General features: G+C 45.1%; 10 protein-coding genes. All 10 read left to right on the top strand.

The features are described 5' to 3' along the window. The first annotated feature begins 66 nt into the window (after positions 1–66). The gene (locus ABR189_RS11800; protein ID WP_354660696.1) at positions 67–987 is read left to right on the top strand and encodes a FecR family protein; all 921 of its coding nucleotides are present in this window, start codon (positions 67–69) and stop codon (positions 985–987) included. Between the two features lie 185 nt (positions 988–1172). Beyond that, complete coding sequence (locus ABR189_RS11795; RefSeq protein WP_354660695.1) at positions 1173–4583, top strand: SusC/RagA family TonB-linked outer membrane protein; 3411 nt, start codon at positions 1173–1175, stop codon at positions 4581–4583. Positions 4584–4605: 22 nt separating this feature from the next. Beyond that, positions 4606–6390 (top strand): SusD/RagB family nutrient-binding outer membrane lipoprotein, encoded by a 1785-nt coding sequence (locus ABR189_RS11790; RefSeq protein WP_354660694.1) that lies wholly within the window; start codon positions 4606–4608, stop codon positions 6388–6390. A 137-nt stretch (positions 6391–6527) separates the two neighbouring features. After that, entirely contained in the window at positions 6528–7109 is a 582-nt protein-coding gene (locus tag ABR189_RS11785) for an RNA polymerase sigma-70 factor (protein WP_354660693.1), read from the top strand. A gap of 114 nt (positions 7110–7223) precedes the next feature. Beyond that, positions 7224–8303, top strand: a complete 1080-nt coding sequence (locus ABR189_RS11780; protein WP_354660692.1) for a FecR family protein — start codon at positions 7224–7226, stop codon at positions 8301–8303. A gap of 285 nt (positions 8304–8588) precedes the next feature. Next, positions 8589–12065 (top strand): SusC/RagA family TonB-linked outer membrane protein, encoded by a 3477-nt coding sequence (locus ABR189_RS11775; RefSeq protein ID WP_354660691.1) that lies wholly within the window; start codon positions 8589–8591, stop codon positions 12063–12065. A 31-nt stretch (positions 12066–12096) separates the two neighbouring features. After that, positions 12097–13698, top strand: coding sequence for a RagB/SusD family nutrient uptake outer membrane protein (locus ABR189_RS11770; RefSeq protein WP_354660690.1), 1602 nt, complete (start codon positions 12097–12099; stop codon positions 13696–13698). A gap of 102 nt (positions 13699–13800) precedes the next feature. Then, positions 13801–16890, top strand: coding sequence for a PQQ-dependent sugar dehydrogenase (locus ABR189_RS11765; protein WP_354660689.1), 3090 nt, complete (start codon positions 13801–13803; stop codon positions 16888–16890). A 53-nt stretch (positions 16891–16943) separates the two neighbouring features. Further along, positions 16944–18173: a nucleoside permease gene (locus tag ABR189_RS11760; RefSeq protein WP_354660688.1), complete on the top strand. Its 1230-nt coding sequence runs from the start codon at positions 16944–16946 to the stop codon at positions 18171–18173. Positions 18174–18240: 67 nt separating this feature from the next. Further along, positions 18241–19251, top strand: coding sequence for a Gfo/Idh/MocA family protein (locus ABR189_RS11755; protein WP_354660687.1), 1011 nt, complete (start codon positions 18241–18243; stop codon positions 19249–19251). Positions 19252–19303 lie beyond the last annotated feature (52 nt).

Raw genomic sequence — 19303 nt, 5'->3', positions numbered from 1 at the left:
ATGCAGATGCATCAACATTGGTACTTTTATTACATTTGTCCGTCAATACGTAAATCATCCACTTGAATGGAGCAGCAAGATCAAAACGACCCGTACAGGATACCCCCCAATACTGATACTCCCTCATCTAACCAGGCAAAAGCACAGATGCGGCAGGAAATACTGGACCGCATTCATCAAAGCCGTTTAAATAATGAACTGGCTGTGGATATGGCCAGGAAAAAGCGGGTAGCACGTATAGGGTGGAGTATAGGGAGTATAGCAGCGGCGGTTGCCCTGTACCTGCTGGCTTCTCATTTTCTTTTTCAGCAGAAAGCCGTGGCGCCTGAATGGGTGGTGATCTCCAACCCAAAGGGAAGTGTAAGAAAGGTGATGCTCCCGGATAGTTCCTGGGTATGGATGAATGCCGGGGCACAAATGCAATATGCTGCTTCCTTCGGTAATAAAGAAAGGCTGCTGGAATTAAATGAAGGAGAAATTTTTGTGGAAGTGCAGCCTGATGCAGAACAGCCTTTCCGGGTAAAATCGGGAGAACTGAATGTCCAGGTATTGGGAACTTCCTTTGTTGTTAAATCTTATCCGCAGCTGAATAACATTGCTGTTGCCGTTAAGACCGGAAAGGTGGCGGTGAAACAGCAGCTTAATGAATTAGGGGCGCTTATGCCGGGTCAGGTATTGCAATACGATGCTATGAAAAAAACATTTTCCAGGGATACACAGGAGGTCGATGAAATGGCCAGCTGGACGCAGGGGAAAATTGTATTAAAACAGGCAGGCTTTGATGAAATAGCGATTGCTATTGAGAACACCTTTAATGTTACACTACAGTATAATCATAATAACTTTAAGCATTGTACTAATAATATCCGCTTTAACCGTCAGCAGCCTTTACCCGAAGTGCTGGACATTCTGAGGGATATACAACATATCAGCTACACTATAAAAGGAGATATCGTATTGATCACCGGACCCGGCTGCAATCAATAGGGACACTGTTATTCTTTCCCAGTACAAATTTATTTTACAGGCATTTAGTACTACCTGCCACCTGGTTCGTCAATCAGAATGGATGCAGTCATTCCCTGCAATGTATAATGATTTTATCAACCTGTACCCACGATGCTAATACCATTCGTTCGGGCAAATTCAATCTCTGGCTAAAGGATAGCACTATGAAGAAAAAGTTACTGGGTAATTCCATGAAGGCAGGCGCCGTATTATTATGCCTGCTGCTGGGAACGTGGCTGCCACTAAATGCAGCTGCTTTTAAGGACGATCAGGGCGAACGCCGTATTTCTGTTAAGATACCGGCAGGCACCCTGGATAAAGCTGTTATGCAGATCAGCAAAGCGGCGAACGTAGATTTTTCCTACAACATCAATGAATTAACCCGCTTCCAGGTAAAGGCTACAGCCTTTAGGAATGAAGCACTGGATAAAGTGCTGGCCACTTTATTAGGGGAAACAGACCTCAGCTTCCGGAATGCCAGCACCAGTGTGGTAATTTACCGCAAGCCGGGGCAAACGCCACCCGCGGTGGAAAAACGTAGCCCTGCACCTATTCAGCAACAGATCACGGTAACGGGTAAGGTAACGGACGAAAAAGGAGAACCTTTGCCAGGTGCTGTTGTGCGGAGCAAAGCCACCGGAAAGGGGGCCATCACAGATGGTACCGGTAATTACAGCATTACCCTCCCGTCTGCACAGGACACCCTGCTTTTCTCCTATGTTAGCTTCCAGTCAAAGGAAGAGGCAGTGGGAGGCCGCAACACGATCAATATCCAGCTGACACAGTTATCCCAGAAAGTTGGGGAAGTGGTAGTTACCGCTCTGGGGATCAAGCGTGAACAGAAAGCACTGGGGTATTCCATGCAACAGATCGATGGGAGTGAAGTGAGTACTGCTAAGGAAACGAATGTGATCAACAGCTTATCTGGTAAGATTGCCGGCTTACAGCTCTATCAGGGAAGTGGTGGTCCCGGAGGTTCTGCCAAAATTATCATCCGCGGCTTTAACTCCCTGAAAGTGGATGGAAATGAACCTTTGATCGTTATTGACGGGATGCCATTGCAAAATGACCAGACTTCAATGGGCACTAGCCTTTGGGGCGGTATGGACCGGGGATCTGATGTGTCTAATATCAACCCGGATGATATTGAAACCATTTCTGTGCTGAAAGGCCCTGCTGCTGCAGCCCTGTATGGTACCCGCGGAGGAAACGGGGTGATCCTCATCACTACCAAAAAAGGAAAGGCCGGCAAGGTAAGGGTAAACCTGAATTCCAGTTTTACCGCTGAAACCCCCTTGGTGTTCTATGATTTTCAGAATGAATATGCCCAAGGCACTTCGGGCCAGTTTAATACCAATACGATTGAAAGCTGGGGCCCAAAAATAACTGGTCAGGAAGTAACCGACTGGACTGGCAAAAAACGCCCGCTGAAAGCAGATCCCAACGGGGTAAAGAATTTCTTTAAAACCGGTACTACGTTTACCAATACGGTAGAGGTAGATGGAGGAACAGATATTGTTACCTATCGCCTGGGATATACCAACCTGCGTAATGAAAGTATTATGCCTGGATATGATCTGAGCCGCGATAACATTACCGGCCGTATTAATGCTTTCTTGTTTAATAAGAAGTTATCTATTGATGCGAAACTGAATTATATCAAGCAGGACGTTAAAAACCGCCCGTTTGCTGGTGGGTATTCAGATAATATCTATTACAACTTTATCAAAATGCCCCGTTCTGTAACCGTATCAGAACTGAATCCGCCGGAAGAGGCGAACGGCATGCCAAGATCTTATTACCCAACAGAGCAAAATCCATATTGGGTATTATATAACATGCAGAACAATGATGATAACGACCGTTATCTCAGCCTGATCAGCCTGCAATACCAGTTTACAGACTGGCTGAAATTACAGGCCAGGCATACGATGAATTTCAATGCCAGCTTTAATGAGGTGAAGACACCTATGAATACCATAGGTTCTCAGGCTATCAACAAAGGTTCTTATTCTTTTGGCAGTGGAACAGGAAAGGAAACGAACGTCGACTTCCTCCTGACGGCCAACCGTACATTTGGTCCCTTGCAGGCTAGTGTAAGCCTGGGCGGCAACCAGATGCGTGCCACCTATCGTGGTGATGGCGGACAAACGACCGGCCTCCTGGTAGATAAATTGTGGAACATTACCAATAGCCCTACACCGGGATATTACAACCGCTCTATCACCAAAAGAGGGATGAACTCCTTGTATGGATTTGTGAATTTATCCTATAAAGACTTCCTGTTCTTTGACTATACCTATCGTAACGACTGGTCTTCCACGCTGGATAAGAAAAACCGCTCCTTTGGTTATCCTTCTTATGTAGGAAGTGTCATTATAGACCAGGTGCTGAGAAACTTTAATGTGGAAGTACCCCGCTTTATCTCGATGGTGAAAGTAAGAGGAGCTATCGCTGAAGCAGGTAATGACCGTGGCCCTTATGGTACCGCACCCACGTATGATATCAGGCCTATACCTGGTACAGACGCGATTGGTACAGAGCTGCCTAATTCCCGTCCCAACTATGAGCTGATGCCGGAAATTATCCGTTCATCAGAAATCGGACTGGATCTGAAACTATTAGGTAACCGCCTGGGCATGGATATGACCTGGTATAAGAAGAATGCCTTTAATCAGATTATTGACCTGGGCGTTTCTTCCACCACTGGCTACAATACCCGGTTGATCAATGCGGGCAATGTACAGAACAAAGGATTTGAATTTACCTTAACCGGCAGCCCTGTCCGCCAGGAAAAAGGGTTCAACTGGGATATTACGGTCAACTATTCCCGTAACACCAACCGCATGGTGGAGCTGCATCCGGAAGTAAAACAATCCATTTTTACCTATTTCGGCACGATCATGTCTTTGGTATTGGAAGGCAAGGACTATGGCGACTTTTACGGAACAGACTTTACACGTAATGCAGAAGGAAAGGTGGTAGTGGATGAAACCGGACTGCCCAAACCAATGGCTTCCGGAGCCAATACCTTACTCGGTAATTTCCAGCCTAAGTGGGCAAGCGGGGTGTATAATACTTTCAGCTATAAAAATCTGAGTATGGGCTTCCTGCTCGACATCCGCCAGGGTGGCCAGATCTACTCCGGTACACTGGCTTCTATGTACTATTACGGTACTGCCGCAGGTACCGTAAATGGGCGTGACGAAAAATTTGTAGTAGATGGTGTATTTGAAGATGGAAAAACGAACAATGTACCGGTTACCGCTGAAGAGTACTGGAAACGCGTAGCTGGCCTGAATGGCGGGGGCATTAATTCTGCATTTGTATATAATGCCAACAGTGTCCGGTTGAGAGAGGTAACACTCACTTACCAGCTGCCACGCCATATACTTAGTAGAACGGTTATAAAAGACCTGAGCCTTGGATTTGTTGCCCGTAATCTGTGGATTATCCACAATAGTGTGCCCGGTATTGATCCGGAATCAAGTATGGCAGCCTCTGCCAGCGGTTTCGAATATGTAGGGATGCCATCTACCCGCAGCTATGGCTTAAATCTTAAAGTAGGTTTCTAGTAAAACATTAAAGCGCATTATTATGACAATCAAGCACAGATATATTTCTTTACCCGTGGCGGTGTTAGGCGCTGCCATGACATTAATGCCTCTTAGCTCCTGTGATAAGGGCTTTGATGAGATGAATGTAAATCCCAATGCGGCTTCCGCGGATAAGGTAGATGCTGCCTACCTGCTGTCTGCCGTGATGTTCCGGACCGGAATGGATGTAAGTATCCACCAGCGTATACAAAATCTTTTCCTGGATGTATTCAGTCAGTATGTGGCCAATGAAGGGTTTGACAGCCAGCAGTACCTCCCGGTAGTGGGATGGAACAATGACTACTGGAGTGCCAATTACCATGCCGGCTGGGTAAAAAACCTGAATGAGGTGATCCGCTACGAAAATGAGGTCAGGAAAGGGAAAAGTAATGTATTGCAGATCGCCCGTATTATGAAATGCCTGGTATCCTCCTGGTTTACCGATATCTATGGGGATGTACCATATTCCCAGCTGGCAGATGGTTCAGGTAAGCCTGCGGTATACGACAAGCAGGAAGATATCTACAAGGACCTGCTGAAAGAACTGAAGGAAGCGTCAGAGGCACTGGATCCCGATGCTTACACGATGAGCGACAGGCAGGACATTATTTTTAAAGGAGTGATAGAAAAATGGAAACGGTTTGCCAATTCCCTGCGCCTTCGTTTGGCTATGCATTTAACGGAAAGGGATCCTGAACTGGCTAAACTGCATGCAGAAGAGGCGGTGGCTGCCGGGATTTTACGGGATATCGGAGATGAGTTTAAAGCCCCGCGCTCTAATCAGTGGACCGCCCAGTATACTAATATGGAAAATGGTTATTTCTATTATGGCCATGAATGGGATGGTGCGGCGATGAGCCGTTCTATGGAATACCTCCTGACCGGCCTGGGCGGACAGCCTTTCCCCGTAGTTAAAGATGAAACCGGGCAGGTAGTAACACCGGTATATGACGATGCCGGTATATTGCTGGGGAATCCGGAGAATAAAGCTGAAAACCCACTGGACCCTAAAGCCAACAGGATAAGGGTAGGGGTACCTTCCAAAGTGGATCCCCGCGGACCGGTGTTTTTTGCTGTTACTAACAAGGGAACCAAGGCCAGCGATGAGGTGATGATAGAAGATAAAAAGTATAATATGTTATACCGGTGGGTAGGCGTGCCGGCAGGACTGTCTCCTACCAATAAAAGCAAAATACAATATAATGTAAAGGATTATGCGCGTATGGGAGATAAGTATACCGATGGGATGCGGGCCTATGACCGGCTGAGCTACCAGGAAGTATGTTTCCTCCGTGCAGAAGGGGCCTTACGGGGATGGAATATGGGAAAGGATGCTAAAAGTCTTTACGAAGAAGGGATCACCATTTCCATGAAAAAGAATAATGTTCCGGATGAGGTGATTAACCAGTATTTGCAATCTACTTCCCCCAATGCTTACGGCACTACCGTAAAATTTGGCCATAACTCAGGTGCTGGTTTTAATGGAAAACCAGTGGATACCGACCTGGATAAGATCATTACCCAGAAATATATAGGGCTTTTTCCTGATGGGTCGCTGGAAGCCTGGAATGATCACCGCCGGCTGCATAAGCCTGTGCTGCTGCCTTTTGCAGCGCCCGATCCTTCTACCATTAAAGCTAAGGACGGCTCTCCGGGCAATTATATCAAACGGATGACTTACCCTCCTGGTGAGAAAGTATCAAATGAAGCAAACTATATGGATGCAGTGAACAGGATGGGGGGAACGGATGCAGTTTCTACTAATGTATGGTGGGATAAGGAATAAAATTGTTTCAAAAAGAGGTGCAGGCAGTTGATTATTTAGTCAACTGCCTGTACCATTTATAAAGAAATCTATTATTTAGTAGTACTTTTTAAAAAAAATTTCTATTTTGCAGCTATACGGAGGTGACGATTATCACTATGGAGGAGCTGCTATATCGCATACAGTTTAAAGACGACCAACTTGCTTTCAAAGCATTTTATCAACAACAGGTGTTCCGTCTTTTCCAGTTTGCCTACACGTTTATCAAAAACAGGCAAATGGCAGAGGAAGTAGTGAATGACGTTTTTGTAAAACTTTGGGAGAAGCGGAAAGTGTTGGATAAAATATCCAACATGAAAGTATATCTGTATGTAGCGGTCAAGCACACTGCATTGAATCATTTACGTACAGTAATCCCTTTTCAGGAATTGGACCTTGATAATGTGCATGTACAGCATTTTCAGCTATCCCTGAATGCAGAGCAGCTACTGCTTACCAATGAATTGCAACAGGCTATTGCTGCAGCGATTCAGCAGTTGCCTCCCAAATGCAAATTGATCTTTAAGCTGGTAAAAGAAGATGGATTGTCTTATAGTGAAGTGGCAGATATTTTAGGGATTGCTACAAAAACGGTGGATGCACAATTGGTGATTGCTCTTAAAAAGCTGTCACATTTGCTGCAGCCCTTTCTGCAGCGCACATCCAGCAAAAAAATAATAGGGGATACCATTCAAGATTAACCTCCCTTCTCTACTTTATTGTCATCTTTTTGTAACGAAGTAAATTTTTTTGTAGCGCTTTTAGGGAATTCATTTTTACCGTGTGTCCTTTGAGCGAAGCACCTTATTGTATCAATGAAATCAGAAAGAATACTGGAACTGATAGCCCGGAAATTGGGACGAGCGGCAGGTCCGGATGAACTGCAGGAACTGGAAGCCTTGTTGGTGCAGCATCCGGAATACCGTTATGTAGAAGAGGTGATTCATGCTATTGGAGGTAATAGGCAACATATCGAAACACCTGTTGAAGAGCAGGATATCATGCTGACAGGATGGGAACAACTTTCGTCCAAACTGGAGGAGGGCGTACCGGAAGTAAAACGCCGGAAGTTTCCACTCAAAAGTGCATGGCTGGCAGCGGCAGCAGTACTGCTGGTTTTATTGGCAGGTGGTGGATGGCTATGGAAAAAACAGCACACCGGTGGCAGGGCTGCTGGTGAAGAGGTTGTAAAATATGAGATAGTAGCTGGCAATGGCACACTCAAAAAAGCAGTGTTGCCTGATGGCACACAGATCTGGTTGAATGCCGGCAGCAAGCTTACCTATACCAATGACTTCATGGGGCTGGCACGTGAAGTAAAACTGGAAGGAGAGGCGTTTTTCGATGTAACGAGGAATCACACCAAGCCTTTTATAGTATATACGGATCACCTTACCGTCCGGGTATTGGGGACCGCATTCAATGTAAAAGCGTACAAGGGCGATCGTAATGCAGAAACAACGGTTATTGATGGAAAAGTACAGGTGATTATGGGAAATAACCCGGATAGAAAAGTGATCCTGTCGAAACAGGAAAAGCTGATCATGCCATTGGAGGCTGTTCCCACCAATCATCAGCAGGAGATGAGACCTGTGAATGCTTTGAAATACCAGGTACAGGAATTACCCATAAATCGCCAGGACAGCAGCCTGGTAATGGAAACAGCCTGGCTCAACCAGAAGCTGGCATTTGTGAATGAAACTTTTGAAGAAGTAGCGCATAAAATGGAAAGACAGTTTGATGTGCATATCCATTTTGAAAATGAAGCGCTAAAATATGAGGTATTAGCCGGTGTGTTTGAAAAAGAAGGCGTTGACAAAGCTTTACGGCTATTACAAATGACCACCGGTTTTCGTTACCGGATAGAAAAAAAGGAAATATATCTTTTTAAATAAAGCACGGCGACGTCAGTTTAAAATACCATGAATCATGCAGCCAGGGGCTGCAGACAGTGAGCGATTACATTTTATCAACACAAAAAAGTCCAGTATGAAAAAACAACTTCACTACCTGATTACATAGTGGTCGGCCTTTAGCTATGCGATAATATAGGCTGAAGGCAATAAAAAAAGGGAAGAGGTGGCACTCTTCCCGGAAAAAAGGCTATGCATTTTCAATAGGAGTAAGCAGCTTATCAAACAATACTTGCTCCTGATTACAAACCTTTCTAAAACAAATCTATGAAAAAAAGAAGATTTGGGAGGAATTCCTGTGTATTCCACCTGGCAATCAAACTATTCCTCATTATGAAATTAAGTTTTGCCTTAGTGCTGTTGACTTTTTTGCATACTTCCGCTAATGTTTTTTCTCAGGAGAAATTTACACTCCGCTTTGAAAAAACAGAGGCAGACAAGATTTTTGCCAAAATCCAGAAAGAAAGCGATTACCGTTTTTTCTATAATTACGGCTATATCAAAAAACTGGGAAAAATCGATTTGCAGGTCAAAGATGCAGCCTTATCTGAAATTATGAAACAGGTATTGGATAGTACCCTGTCTTATAAAATAGTGGATGAGAAACTGGTGGTGATTTCTCCCAAAGGGGAAATAGACAGACAGGATAAAATCACGGGGAAGGTATCAGATGCCAATGGTAATCCGCTGATTGGCGTATCTGTTAAAGAAAAGAATGGCAAAGCCGGTACGGTAACGGATGTTAATGGCCAGTTTTCTTTAACGGCTGCCAACGGTACCATACTGGTATTTAGCTACATGGGATATGAAGCACAGGAAGTAATGGTGAATGGCAATGCACCATTGGCGGTTACATTGATCGAATCTACCAGCGGACTGAATGAAGTAGTAGTGGTGGGATATGGTACACAAAAGAAAAAGGATATTACGGGTGCGATTAGCTCTGTAAATGGAAAAGACCTGCGTAATATACCGGTGAGAAGTGCGGCGGAAGCATTACAGGGAAAAGCAGCCGGTGTAATGGTGACCCAGAGCAGCGGCAGCCCCGGATCACCTGCGATTGTACGTATCCGTGGTATCGGTTCCATTCATGGTAGCAATACACCATTGTATATAGTAGATGGTTTGCCACAAACAGATATTGCCTGGCTGAACCCAACAGATATTGAGGCTATGGACATCCTGAAAGATGCTTCTACAGCTGCTATCTATGGCGCCAGAGCCTCTAATGGTGTGGTGATTGTTACTACCAAAAAAGGAGACAAACGTGATGAGAAAATGCACGTTACTTTTGATACCTATACAGGTATACAGTCTGCCTGGAAACGCCCGCACATGCTGAATGCAGAAGAATTTATCCAGTATAAAATCAGGGCTGCCAGTGCAGTAGGTGCGGCGCCTCCTCAGGATTTTGCTACTCCTCAGAAAATTGCAGAGGCACTGAAATTTGTTGAATCCAATACCGGTAGCCGTAATGGTACTGACTGGTGGAAGGAAATCATTCAGGAAAATGCACCTATTCAAAGCTATAACCTGGGTATCACTGGTGCTGGTAAAAACCTTACCTATGCTACCAACCTGGGATATATGAACCAGAAAGGTATTGTAAAAGGATCAGACTATGAGCGTATCTCCTGGCGCACCAATGTAGGGGCAGATATCAGTCCAAGGGTGAAGTTCAGCAGCAATATCGGCCTGATCTATGAAAGTCGTCGTAATGTGGATGAAAACAATCCTTATACTGGTACCATTTTCAGCGCGATGACAGCGGATCCCATCACACCGGTATTCCGTAACAACCTGAAAGATGTGCCTGATTTTTATAATCGTATTATGGATGGATATGAGGGTAATAACCCTTTTTCACAATACGGAGGTATATTATATACAAACAAGCCTAACCCTGCTGCGCAGGTAGAACGGATGCGTCAGAGCAAATGGGAAGGTATTGCGATAAAAGGTGGTGCCAGCCTGGATGTAAAGATCATTGACCCACTTACTTTTAGAAGTAATTTCGGATTGGATTTATCCCGTGGCTTATCTAAAGGATTTACACCATCCTATCGCCTGAATGCTTTTGACTACCAGACCAACAATACCGTAAGCAATTCCTCTTCCTGGAATAATTACTTTGTATGGGAAAACACCCTTACCTACGATCAAACCTGGGGTAAACACCATGTTACCGCATTAGGTGGTATTTCGGCAGAGCTGACCAAAGGGTTGAACTATGGTGCTTCTAAATCCGGCATCGTTAATAACGATGAAGATATGCGCATCATTGATGCGGGGACCATCCTGCCCGGCGCTTCCGGTTATACATATGCTAATTCTCTCCAATCCTTTTTTGGACGTGTTAACTACGTATATGCCGACAGGTATATCCTGGCTGCCAATATCCGTCGTGATGCGAGCTCTTATTTTGACCAGGATTACCGTTGGGGAACTTTCCCTTCTGTATCAGCCGCATGGCGCTTTACAGAGGAGGACTTTATTAAGAATGCGGGTCTGAGCTGGCTCACCGATGGTAAATTAAGGGGAAGCTATGGTACAATAGGTAATCAGAATGTAGGTATTTCAGGTGCTTATCTGTCTACCTATGGCAACCTGCCTATTCCTAACCGTTATCTTTTTGGTGATAACAATACCGGGTACCTGGGAGCAGGCCGCAGTGGTATTGGCTTGCCTACCCTCCAATGGGAAACTTCCAAACAAACGGATATCGCATTGGACCTGTTGTTGTTTAATGGTAAACTGGATGTAACCATTGATTACTTTAACAAAAGGATTAATGATATGTTGCTGACTGTACCAATGCCAACTACCATGGGATACCCTGGTGATCCTTGGTCTAATGCAGGAAGCATGGAAAATAAAGGATGGGAATTATCCGTTGGCTACAACAATAAAGTGGGTGATTTCACCTACGGCATTAAAGGAAACATATCCACTTTCAAGAATAAGGTGCTGACTTTAGGTGGTGGTGAACCGGTGATCGGAACTGCTCACCTGAACGAAGCTATCACCAGAACAGAAATAGGTATGCCGGTAGGTTACTACTTTGGCTGGATTGCGGATGGCATTTTTCAGAACCAGGCAGAAGTAGATAAGAGCCCGCAAAAAGGCGTTTCTACACCGGGTGATATCCGTTTCAGAGATATAAATGGTACTGATGCCAATGGTAAAGTGATTGCTGGCCCTGATGGTAAACTGGATGCGGCGGATCGTACTATGATAGGTAATCCATGGCCCGACTTTACTTATGGCCTGAATATGAATTTCGGATACAAAAACTTTGACTTGAGCCTGTTCTGGCAAGGATCACAGGGTAATGATGTAATGAATATCCTGCGGTATGATACAGAGGCTGGTACTGGCTGGTACAACGCACCAAAAGGATTCCTGGAAAAAGCCTGGAATGGAGAAGGTTCTACCAATAAGTACTATAAAATTTCCAACAATGCAGGGCTGAATACCAACATATCCAGCTATTTCGTGGAAGATGGGTCTTACCTGCGGTTGAAAAACGTACAGCTGGGATATAACTTCCCGGAACAATGGTTGAAAAGTGCGCGCATCTCGAACATACGGTTATACGTAGGTGCACAGAACCTGTTCACTTTTACAAAGTATACCGGACTTGATCCTGAAATGGGAAATGCCAGCCCGCTGCTGATGGGGATAGATCAGGGGTATTTTCCACAGGCACGTACGTTCCTGATTGGCGTAAATGCCAGGTTCTAGTTTAATTGTTCAATCACCAAATCGATTAATCATGAAGAAACTCATATATATTATATCATTCGCAGCACTTTTGCTACCTGTATCCTGTTCAAAGGATTTCCTGAACCGGCCACCTGTGGGAAAACAAACGGATGAAAGTTTTTACAAATCTCCGGGTGCGGGTTTTAAAACCCTGATTAACTGTTATCTGGGATTTTACAATTTCTGGGGATACCAGGCAGCCTTGGCTGAGTTGGGGAATATGGCAACAGATGAAAGTGATAAAGGCGGATCAGATGCTGGTGACCGCCCGTTTGTAACCGATCTGGGTTTTGGCCGTACACAAAGCAGCAATGAAACACTACAGGGATTCTGGGCTGCCTGCTATAAAGCAATTGGAAATTGTAATGAAGCATTGGAAAAGTTGCCGGATGCTCCGCTGCTGGACGATAAAGGCAATCCGCTGGATGAGAATATCAAGAAACGTTACCTCGCAGAAATCCATTTTCTGAGGGCTTATTACTATCTGGACCTGGTGCGGATCTTTGGTGGTGTGCCGCTGGTTACTAAAACCATACCTGTAGACGACCGTAATAAAATCGTAAAAGCTACTACGCAGGAAGTATTCCAGTTTATCATTACCGAAATGGAAGCCGCAGCTGGAGATGCTGCATTGCCTTCCCGCAACCAGCTGCCAGCAGCTGAACTGGGTCGCGTAACCAAAGAGGCAATATGGGCGGCACAGGCAAGGGCTTACCTCTTTTTTGCAGAAGATGATAAAGCATTGTATGCAAAAGCAAGAGATGCCGCTAAGAAAGTAATCGACTCAAAAGCATTTTCACTGGAACCAGACTATCAGAAATTATTCCTGGCAGATGCTTACAAGAGTAAAGAAGTGGTATTCCCGATCATTTTTGGGGATAATCCTGGTGCCTTTATCTATGGTACTACTTTACCGGTATATTGCTCTCCGCGTAGTGCCGGTGGATGGGGTTTTGACTGTCCTACCAAATCATTGGTAGATGAGTTTGAGCCTAACGACCCGAGGGCATTATTCAGCATATTGGATCAGGGAGATGTATTCCCTAATCCAACCGGAAATGAGAAACTGGATTTTTCTACCTATCCTAACACCGGTCACCATAACCGCAAAATATTCCTGCCGGCCAATCGTCGCGGACAAGGCTGGGGAGATGATGCCTACACTATGCACCTGATCCGTTATGCAGATGTATTACTGATGTATGCAGAAGCGTTGCTAGAAAGTGGTGGTAGCAAGCAGGAAGTGGCAGATTATATCAATGATATCCGTCACCGTGCCAGCACCTCTTCACATACCGATGTGGAAGCTATAAGCCGTATCAGAACAGTAGCTAATACGCCTTTGCCAATCGTAAGTGCCGGTGCCGACCTGCGCAAAGCAGTACGGCATGAGCGCAGAACAGAACTGGCATTGGAATATGGCCGTGTGTTTGACCTGATCCGCTGGAACAACTATGTGACAACTATGAAAGATTATTCTACCAAACCATATTCTGGTGGTAAGGGAGGCAACTTCCGCCCACCGGCATCTGGTAACAAATATGTATTCCCTATTCCGCAAGTTGAGATCGACCGCTCCGGTGGGTCTATCAAGCAGAATGAAGGATATTAATAGCGGGGTGATAAACACACTCCGGGGACACTGGCTGTAGCTAAAAAGTAGCTGCAGTCAGTATCCTTTTATCTTTTTATAGAACAGTATATTAAAAAACACATGAAAAAACTTTGGCTGCTATTTTTACTACCACTGCTGGCAGCATGCAGTGCTAAACGATCTGCGACCCGTATACTTTGTTATACCAAAGACCCGGGAAGTGCCTGGGTGAAAAATTTGGACGATGTTGGGAAAAAGGAAGGTTGGCAAATAACACTGACGGATAACCGTATTTATTTCCAGGAAGATTCATTGAAGGAATTCAGCGCAGTATGTATGCCGGTATCCCTGGCCGACAGTCTGGATTACCGGAATGCACCGGCCCTGAAACGTTACCTGGAAGCTGGTGGTGGAGGTATAGTAGCAGTAAAAGATACAACTGTAAGCGTAAGAGACTGGCCATGGCTGAAAAATTGTTTTGATACGCCGGAAGGAACGGAAGGCACTCAGGACAAAGGCCGTGTGTTTGTTGCGCCGGCTGCTGCTGATGCAGCCCTGTTTCAGAAAGCCTTGTCTTATGTAGTAAATGGGAACCATTATCCCGACTATAAGCAGGCTACTACCATGGCGCCTCCTGATTCCAGCAGGTATACCTATATGGTGCTGGACCAGGGGATGGATGAACCCATGGAAATGTGCATTCTGCCGGAAGGTAATGTAATGTTCATTGAACGTAAGGGTGGGGTAAAATTATACGACGCCCGCGCCAGACAAACAAAAACGATCGGACACTTTGATGTATTCAGCGGGATAGAGGACGGCCTCCTGGGCGTGGCCCTGGACCCTAATTTCCAAAAAAATCATTGGGTGTACTTCTACTATGCTCCTGCTGGGGAGAGATGGTATAGCAAATTAGTACGCCTCGAAATGCATGGCGATACCCTGAACATGGCTTCCGAAAAAGTATTACTGGAAATACCTACACAACGGAAATACTGCTGCCACTCTGCCGGTTACCTGGCTTTTGGTCCTGGTGATCTTTTGTACCTCTCTATCGGTGATAATACCAATGCAGAAGAAACAGAAGGATATACGCCTGTGGATGAAAGGGTGGGGCATGAGCTGGCCGACAACCAGGCAGCAGCGGCTAACAGCCAGGATCTGAGGGGTAAAGTGATCCGTATAAAGCCAATGCCGGACGGTACTTATGAAATACCGGATGGTAACCTCTTCCCCAAGGATGGTTCTAAAGGAAGACCGGAGATTTATGTAATGGGTTGCCGCAACCCTTACCGTATTTCTATAGATATGAAAAACGCTTTCCTATATTGGGGAGATGTAGGGCCGGATACCAAAGTACCTTCCGTGGAAGGAGGTACACTGGGCAATGACGAAATTAACCAGGCCAGAAAACCAGGTTTCTTTGGATGGCCTTATTTTAATGGTAACAATGAAGCCTATCCGCTTTGGGATTTCGAGAAAAAAGTAGAACGTCCTAAACAGGATCCGCAGCATCCGGTTAATAACTCCCGCAATAACACGGGTATAAAGGAATTACCACCTGCTACTCCGCCATTGATCTGGTATGGAAAAGGTGCTTCTGCAAAATTTCCGCTGGTAGGCCGGGGCGGTGCTTCCGCAATGGCAGGGCCTGTTTATTACAGCGACCGGTTTAAGGATGCGCCTTATAAACTGTCTGAGTACTATGATGGCAAACTGTTTATCTATGAATGGATCCGTCACTGGATCATGGCGGTTACCCTGGATAAGGATGGCAACTATGTACGTATGGAACCTTTCCTGGAAAATATTCCATTCTCTGCACCTATCGATATGCAGTTTGCGCCGGATGGCAGCATTTACATGCTGGAATATGGTACCAACTGGTTTGCCAAGAACTCGGATGCTAAACTGATCCGCATTACTTATTCTGAAGGCAACCGCAAACCGGTAGCTAATATTACGGCAGATCACCAGTATGGGGCAGCTCCGTTGGCGGTAAAACTTTCTTCCAGTGGTTCTGTGGATTATGATAAAGAGGATAAGTTAAAGTATACCTGGGAAATAGAAGGTCAAAAGATGGAAGGAGAAGAAGTAACACATACGTTCTCCAAACCCGGTGTTTATTCCGTGAAATTAACGGCTACTGACAATCATAATGAAGCAGGTGTTTCTACACTCGATATCAAAGTAGGGAATGCACCACCGGAAGTAACCATAGAAACCAAGGCCAACAGAAGTTTCTATTGGGATAATACACCGCTGGATTATAAGGTGATTGTGAAAGACGCGGAAGATGGTACGATTGATACCAATCAGGTACATGTTGCGTTTGCTTATATGCCGATAGGGAAAGATCTGGCAGTGGTATTGGCGAATAACCGTACAGATGTCAACACAAAATTTGCCAAAGGTGCTGAAATGCTGAAATCACTGGATTGTAAAGCTTGTCATACTGCCAACAGTACTTCGGTAGGTCCGAGCCATCAGGATATTGCACATAAGTATCCTAATACGGAGGCCAATGTGAATAAACTGGCGCAGAAGATCATCGAAGGGGGTAGTGGCAACTGGGGCACACGTACCATGTCGGCACACCCGGATCTGTCTAAAGAAGATGCAAAAGAAATGGTGCGTTACATTCTGTCATTGGCGGATGGTAACAGCTCTTTGCCAAAACAGGGCACTATCCGTTTAGCCGAACACATCGGAAAAGGTAATATGGGAGCTTACCTGTTATCTGCCAGCTATACAGATAAGGGAGCCAATAACATTGAGCCATTAACAGCCCGTGCGCATATTATGCTGAATAGTCCGTTTATGCAGGTAGAGGATGCAGATGAGATCAAGGCAGGGTTAACTACCATTACTACAGCGGGATTGTGCTTTGCTTATGTGGTAGATGGGAATATGATGAAGTTTAAGCAGCTTTATCTGGATGGTATCAAAGGTGTAAAATATAATATTCAGCCTCAGGGTATTGGTGGTACGATTGAAATGCGCCTGGATAAACTGGATGGCCCGGTAGTGAGTACAATTGATATACCGGCAGGCAGCTCTCCTGATGCAGTTACAGGTTGGAAATCTGTTGCTGCAGCAATGAAGCCAACTGCAGGCTTACACGATGTATATTTTGTGTTCAAAAGTGCTGGCGGCAATGCTGGCAGACTGTTTAACATAGACTGGGTTTATTTTGATCGTGCAGAATAGTAAAACGGACAAAATAATCAGTATCTTATTCATGATTAAAGCTCAAACAACCTATGTTATTGTCCGTTAGATTACGTTTGTCAACGCTGATGCTGCTGGAATACTTTATCTGGGGCGCCTGGTATGTAACTATGGGCACCTACCTGCTAACATCCTTAAAGGCGGATGCGGTGCAGGTAGGTGTTGCCTACGCCAACCTTTCCATTGCAGCGATTATTTCTCCCTTTTTTGTTGGGCTGGTAGCCGATCGTTTTTTTTCAGCGCAGAAAGTACTTGCGGTGCTGCACCTGCTAGGAGCGGCTACTCTTTATTATATCAGTACCGTAGATAATTTTAATGACTTTTGGTGGCTGATCCTGCTGTATACACTTTTGTATATGCCTACTATGTCGCTGGCTAATTCCATTTCATTCCGCCAGATGGCAGATGCAGGAAAGGAATTTCCTTCTGTACGTGTATTTGGCACCGTAGGATGGATTGCTGCAGGATTACTGATCGGGTACATGGGAATTGAAAGCTCCGCGCTTACTTTCCAGATTGCGGCGGGTGCAGCTGCTCTACTCGGGATATTCAGTTTCTTTCTGCCTGATACCCCTCCGGGCAAGGGTAGTACGAAACTATCTGCCATCCTTGGGTTGGATGCATTGGTGTTATTTAAAGACCGTTCATACAGCATATTTTTCTTAACAGCAATTGCTATTTGTATTCCACTGGCATTTTACTACAGTTTTGCCAATCCTTTTTTAAATGATGTGGGCGTGCCTAATGCGGCTGGAAAAATGACACTGGGGCAGGCTTCCGAATTTTTATTTATGTTGCTGATGCCTTTACTGTTCAGACGGCTGGGAGTGAAGAAAATGTTGCTGCTGGGGATGTGTTGCTGGGTGGCCCGTTATGTATTATTTGCTTCTGGTGATAGTGATGCTGCCATGTGGATGCTGTACGGAGGCATTATTTTACACGGTATCTGTTATGATTTCTTCTTTGTAACCGGTCAGATCTACACGGATAATAAAGCGGGATTGGCTGCTAAAAATGCGGCACAGGGTATGATCACTTTTGCTACTTATGGCGTAGGCATGCTGATCGGATCCTATGTATCCGGTATGGTGGCCAGCAGGTTTTCTGCAGAAGTGAATGGAGTAATGGAGTATCAGTGGCAGTATATCTGGCTGGTACCTTCAGGTATTGCAGCCATTTGTTTTATCATGTTTGCACTGCTTTTTAAAGATGTGAAAAAGGAAACGCCGGCAGCTGTTCCTGAAGAGAAATCTTACGTATAGTGTTGGGAATGCTGGTAAACAAACAATTTTATCAAACAGGCAGTAAAAGACTGCATAAAAAAATACTATGACACAATATTCACAGGGCCGCCGCCAGTTTCTTAAAGCGGCAGCATTAACAGGAGTGGGTATAGGATTGGGTAGCCAGGTAAATTCCCTTTTTGCCAAAAGCAGGGGCGAAGCAGGTACCAGGGTAGGTATTATTGGGCTGGATACTTCACACAGTGTGGAGTTTACCAAAATGTTGAATGATGCCAATGCAGATCCTGCATATGGTGGATTTAAAGTCGTGGCTGCCTACCCACAGGGTAGTAAGGATATCCCTTCCAGTGTAAAGACAATTCCGGAATACACAGAAAAGGTAAAGGCATTGGGGGTGGAAATCACAGATTCTATTGCCTCCCTGCTGGAGAAGGTAGATGTGGTATTGCTGGAAACCAATGATGGCCGCCGTCACCTGGAACAGGCATTGCCGGTTTTTAAATCCGGAAAAAGAGTCTTTATAGATAAGCCTATTGCCGCGTCCCTGGCGGATACCAAGGCGATCTTTAAAGCGGCAAAACAATACAATGTACCTACATTTTCTTCTTCTGCCTTACGTTTTATCGATAGTATACAGCAAGTGCAAAAAGGGCAGATCGGAACGGTCAACGGGGTAGATATATTTACACCTGCTCCTACTGAAAAAACACATCCTGATCTTTTCTGGTATGGTATACATGGTGTGGAAATGTTGTTTGCATTACTGGGCACCGGTTGCCAGCAGGTGACAAGGGTATATACTGAAAGCACTGACCTGGTTACTGGCGTATGGGAAGGCGGACGTATAGGCAGCTTGAGAGGTACCCGGAATGGTACCTACGCTTTTGGTGGTAATGCATTCGGGGAAAAAGGAAATGCGGTGATCGGTAATTTTGAATCGTATAAGCCATTGGTATTACAGATCACCGAGTTCTTTAAAACAGGTGTGGTACCGGTAAGGCCGGAAGAAACGCTGGAAATGATCGCTTTTATGGAGGCTGCGGATGTGAGCAAACGTAAAGGCGGTGTTCCTGTAAAGCTGATCCGTCCTTATTAATTGAAGACTGCGTAGTTTTAGTTTAGTGTATATTTTACAGGCGTTTGTGCCA

The organism is Chitinophaga sp. H8, assembly GCF_040567655.1.
Taxonomy (GTDB): Bacteria; Bacteroidota; Bacteroidia; order Chitinophagales; family Chitinophagaceae; genus Chitinophaga; species Chitinophaga defluvii.
This window is presented reverse-complemented; position numbering and strand designations above follow the sequence as displayed.

What these genes read in the sequence shown, in the direction of transcription:
- ABR189_RS11755 (WP_354660687.1), top strand. Translation starts at nt 18,241, where the DNA reads ATGACACAATATTCACAGGGCCGCCGCCAGTTTCTTAAAGCGGCAGCA.
- ABR189_RS11795 (WP_354660695.1), top strand. Translation starts at nt 1,173, where the DNA reads ATGAAGAAAAAGTTACTGGGTAATTCCATGAAGGCAGGCGCCGTATTA.
- ABR189_RS11770 (WP_354660690.1), top strand. Translation starts at nt 12,097, where the DNA reads ATGAAGAAACTCATATATATTATATCATTCGCAGCACTTTTGCTACCT.
- ABR189_RS11765 (WP_354660689.1), top strand. Translation starts at nt 13,801, where the DNA reads ATGAAAAAACTTTGGCTGCTATTTTTACTACCACTGCTGGCAGCATGC.
- ABR189_RS11760 (WP_354660688.1), top strand. Translation starts at nt 16,944, where the DNA reads ATGTTATTGTCCGTTAGATTACGTTTGTCAACGCTGATGCTGCTGGAA.
- ABR189_RS11800 (WP_354660696.1), top strand. Translation starts at nt 67, where the DNA reads ATGGAGCAGCAAGATCAAAACGACCCGTACAGGATACCCCCCAATACT.
- ABR189_RS11780 (WP_354660692.1), top strand. Translation starts at nt 7,224, where the DNA reads ATGAAATCAGAAAGAATACTGGAACTGATAGCCCGGAAATTGGGACGA.
- ABR189_RS11785 (WP_354660693.1), top strand. Translation starts at nt 6,528, where the DNA reads ATGGAGGAGCTGCTATATCGCATACAGTTTAAAGACGACCAACTTGCT.
- ABR189_RS11775 (WP_354660691.1), top strand. Translation starts at nt 8,589, where the DNA reads ATGAAAAAAAGAAGATTTGGGAGGAATTCCTGTGTATTCCACCTGGCA.
- ABR189_RS11790 (WP_354660694.1), top strand. Translation starts at nt 4,606, where the DNA reads ATGACAATCAAGCACAGATATATTTCTTTACCCGTGGCGGTGTTAGGC.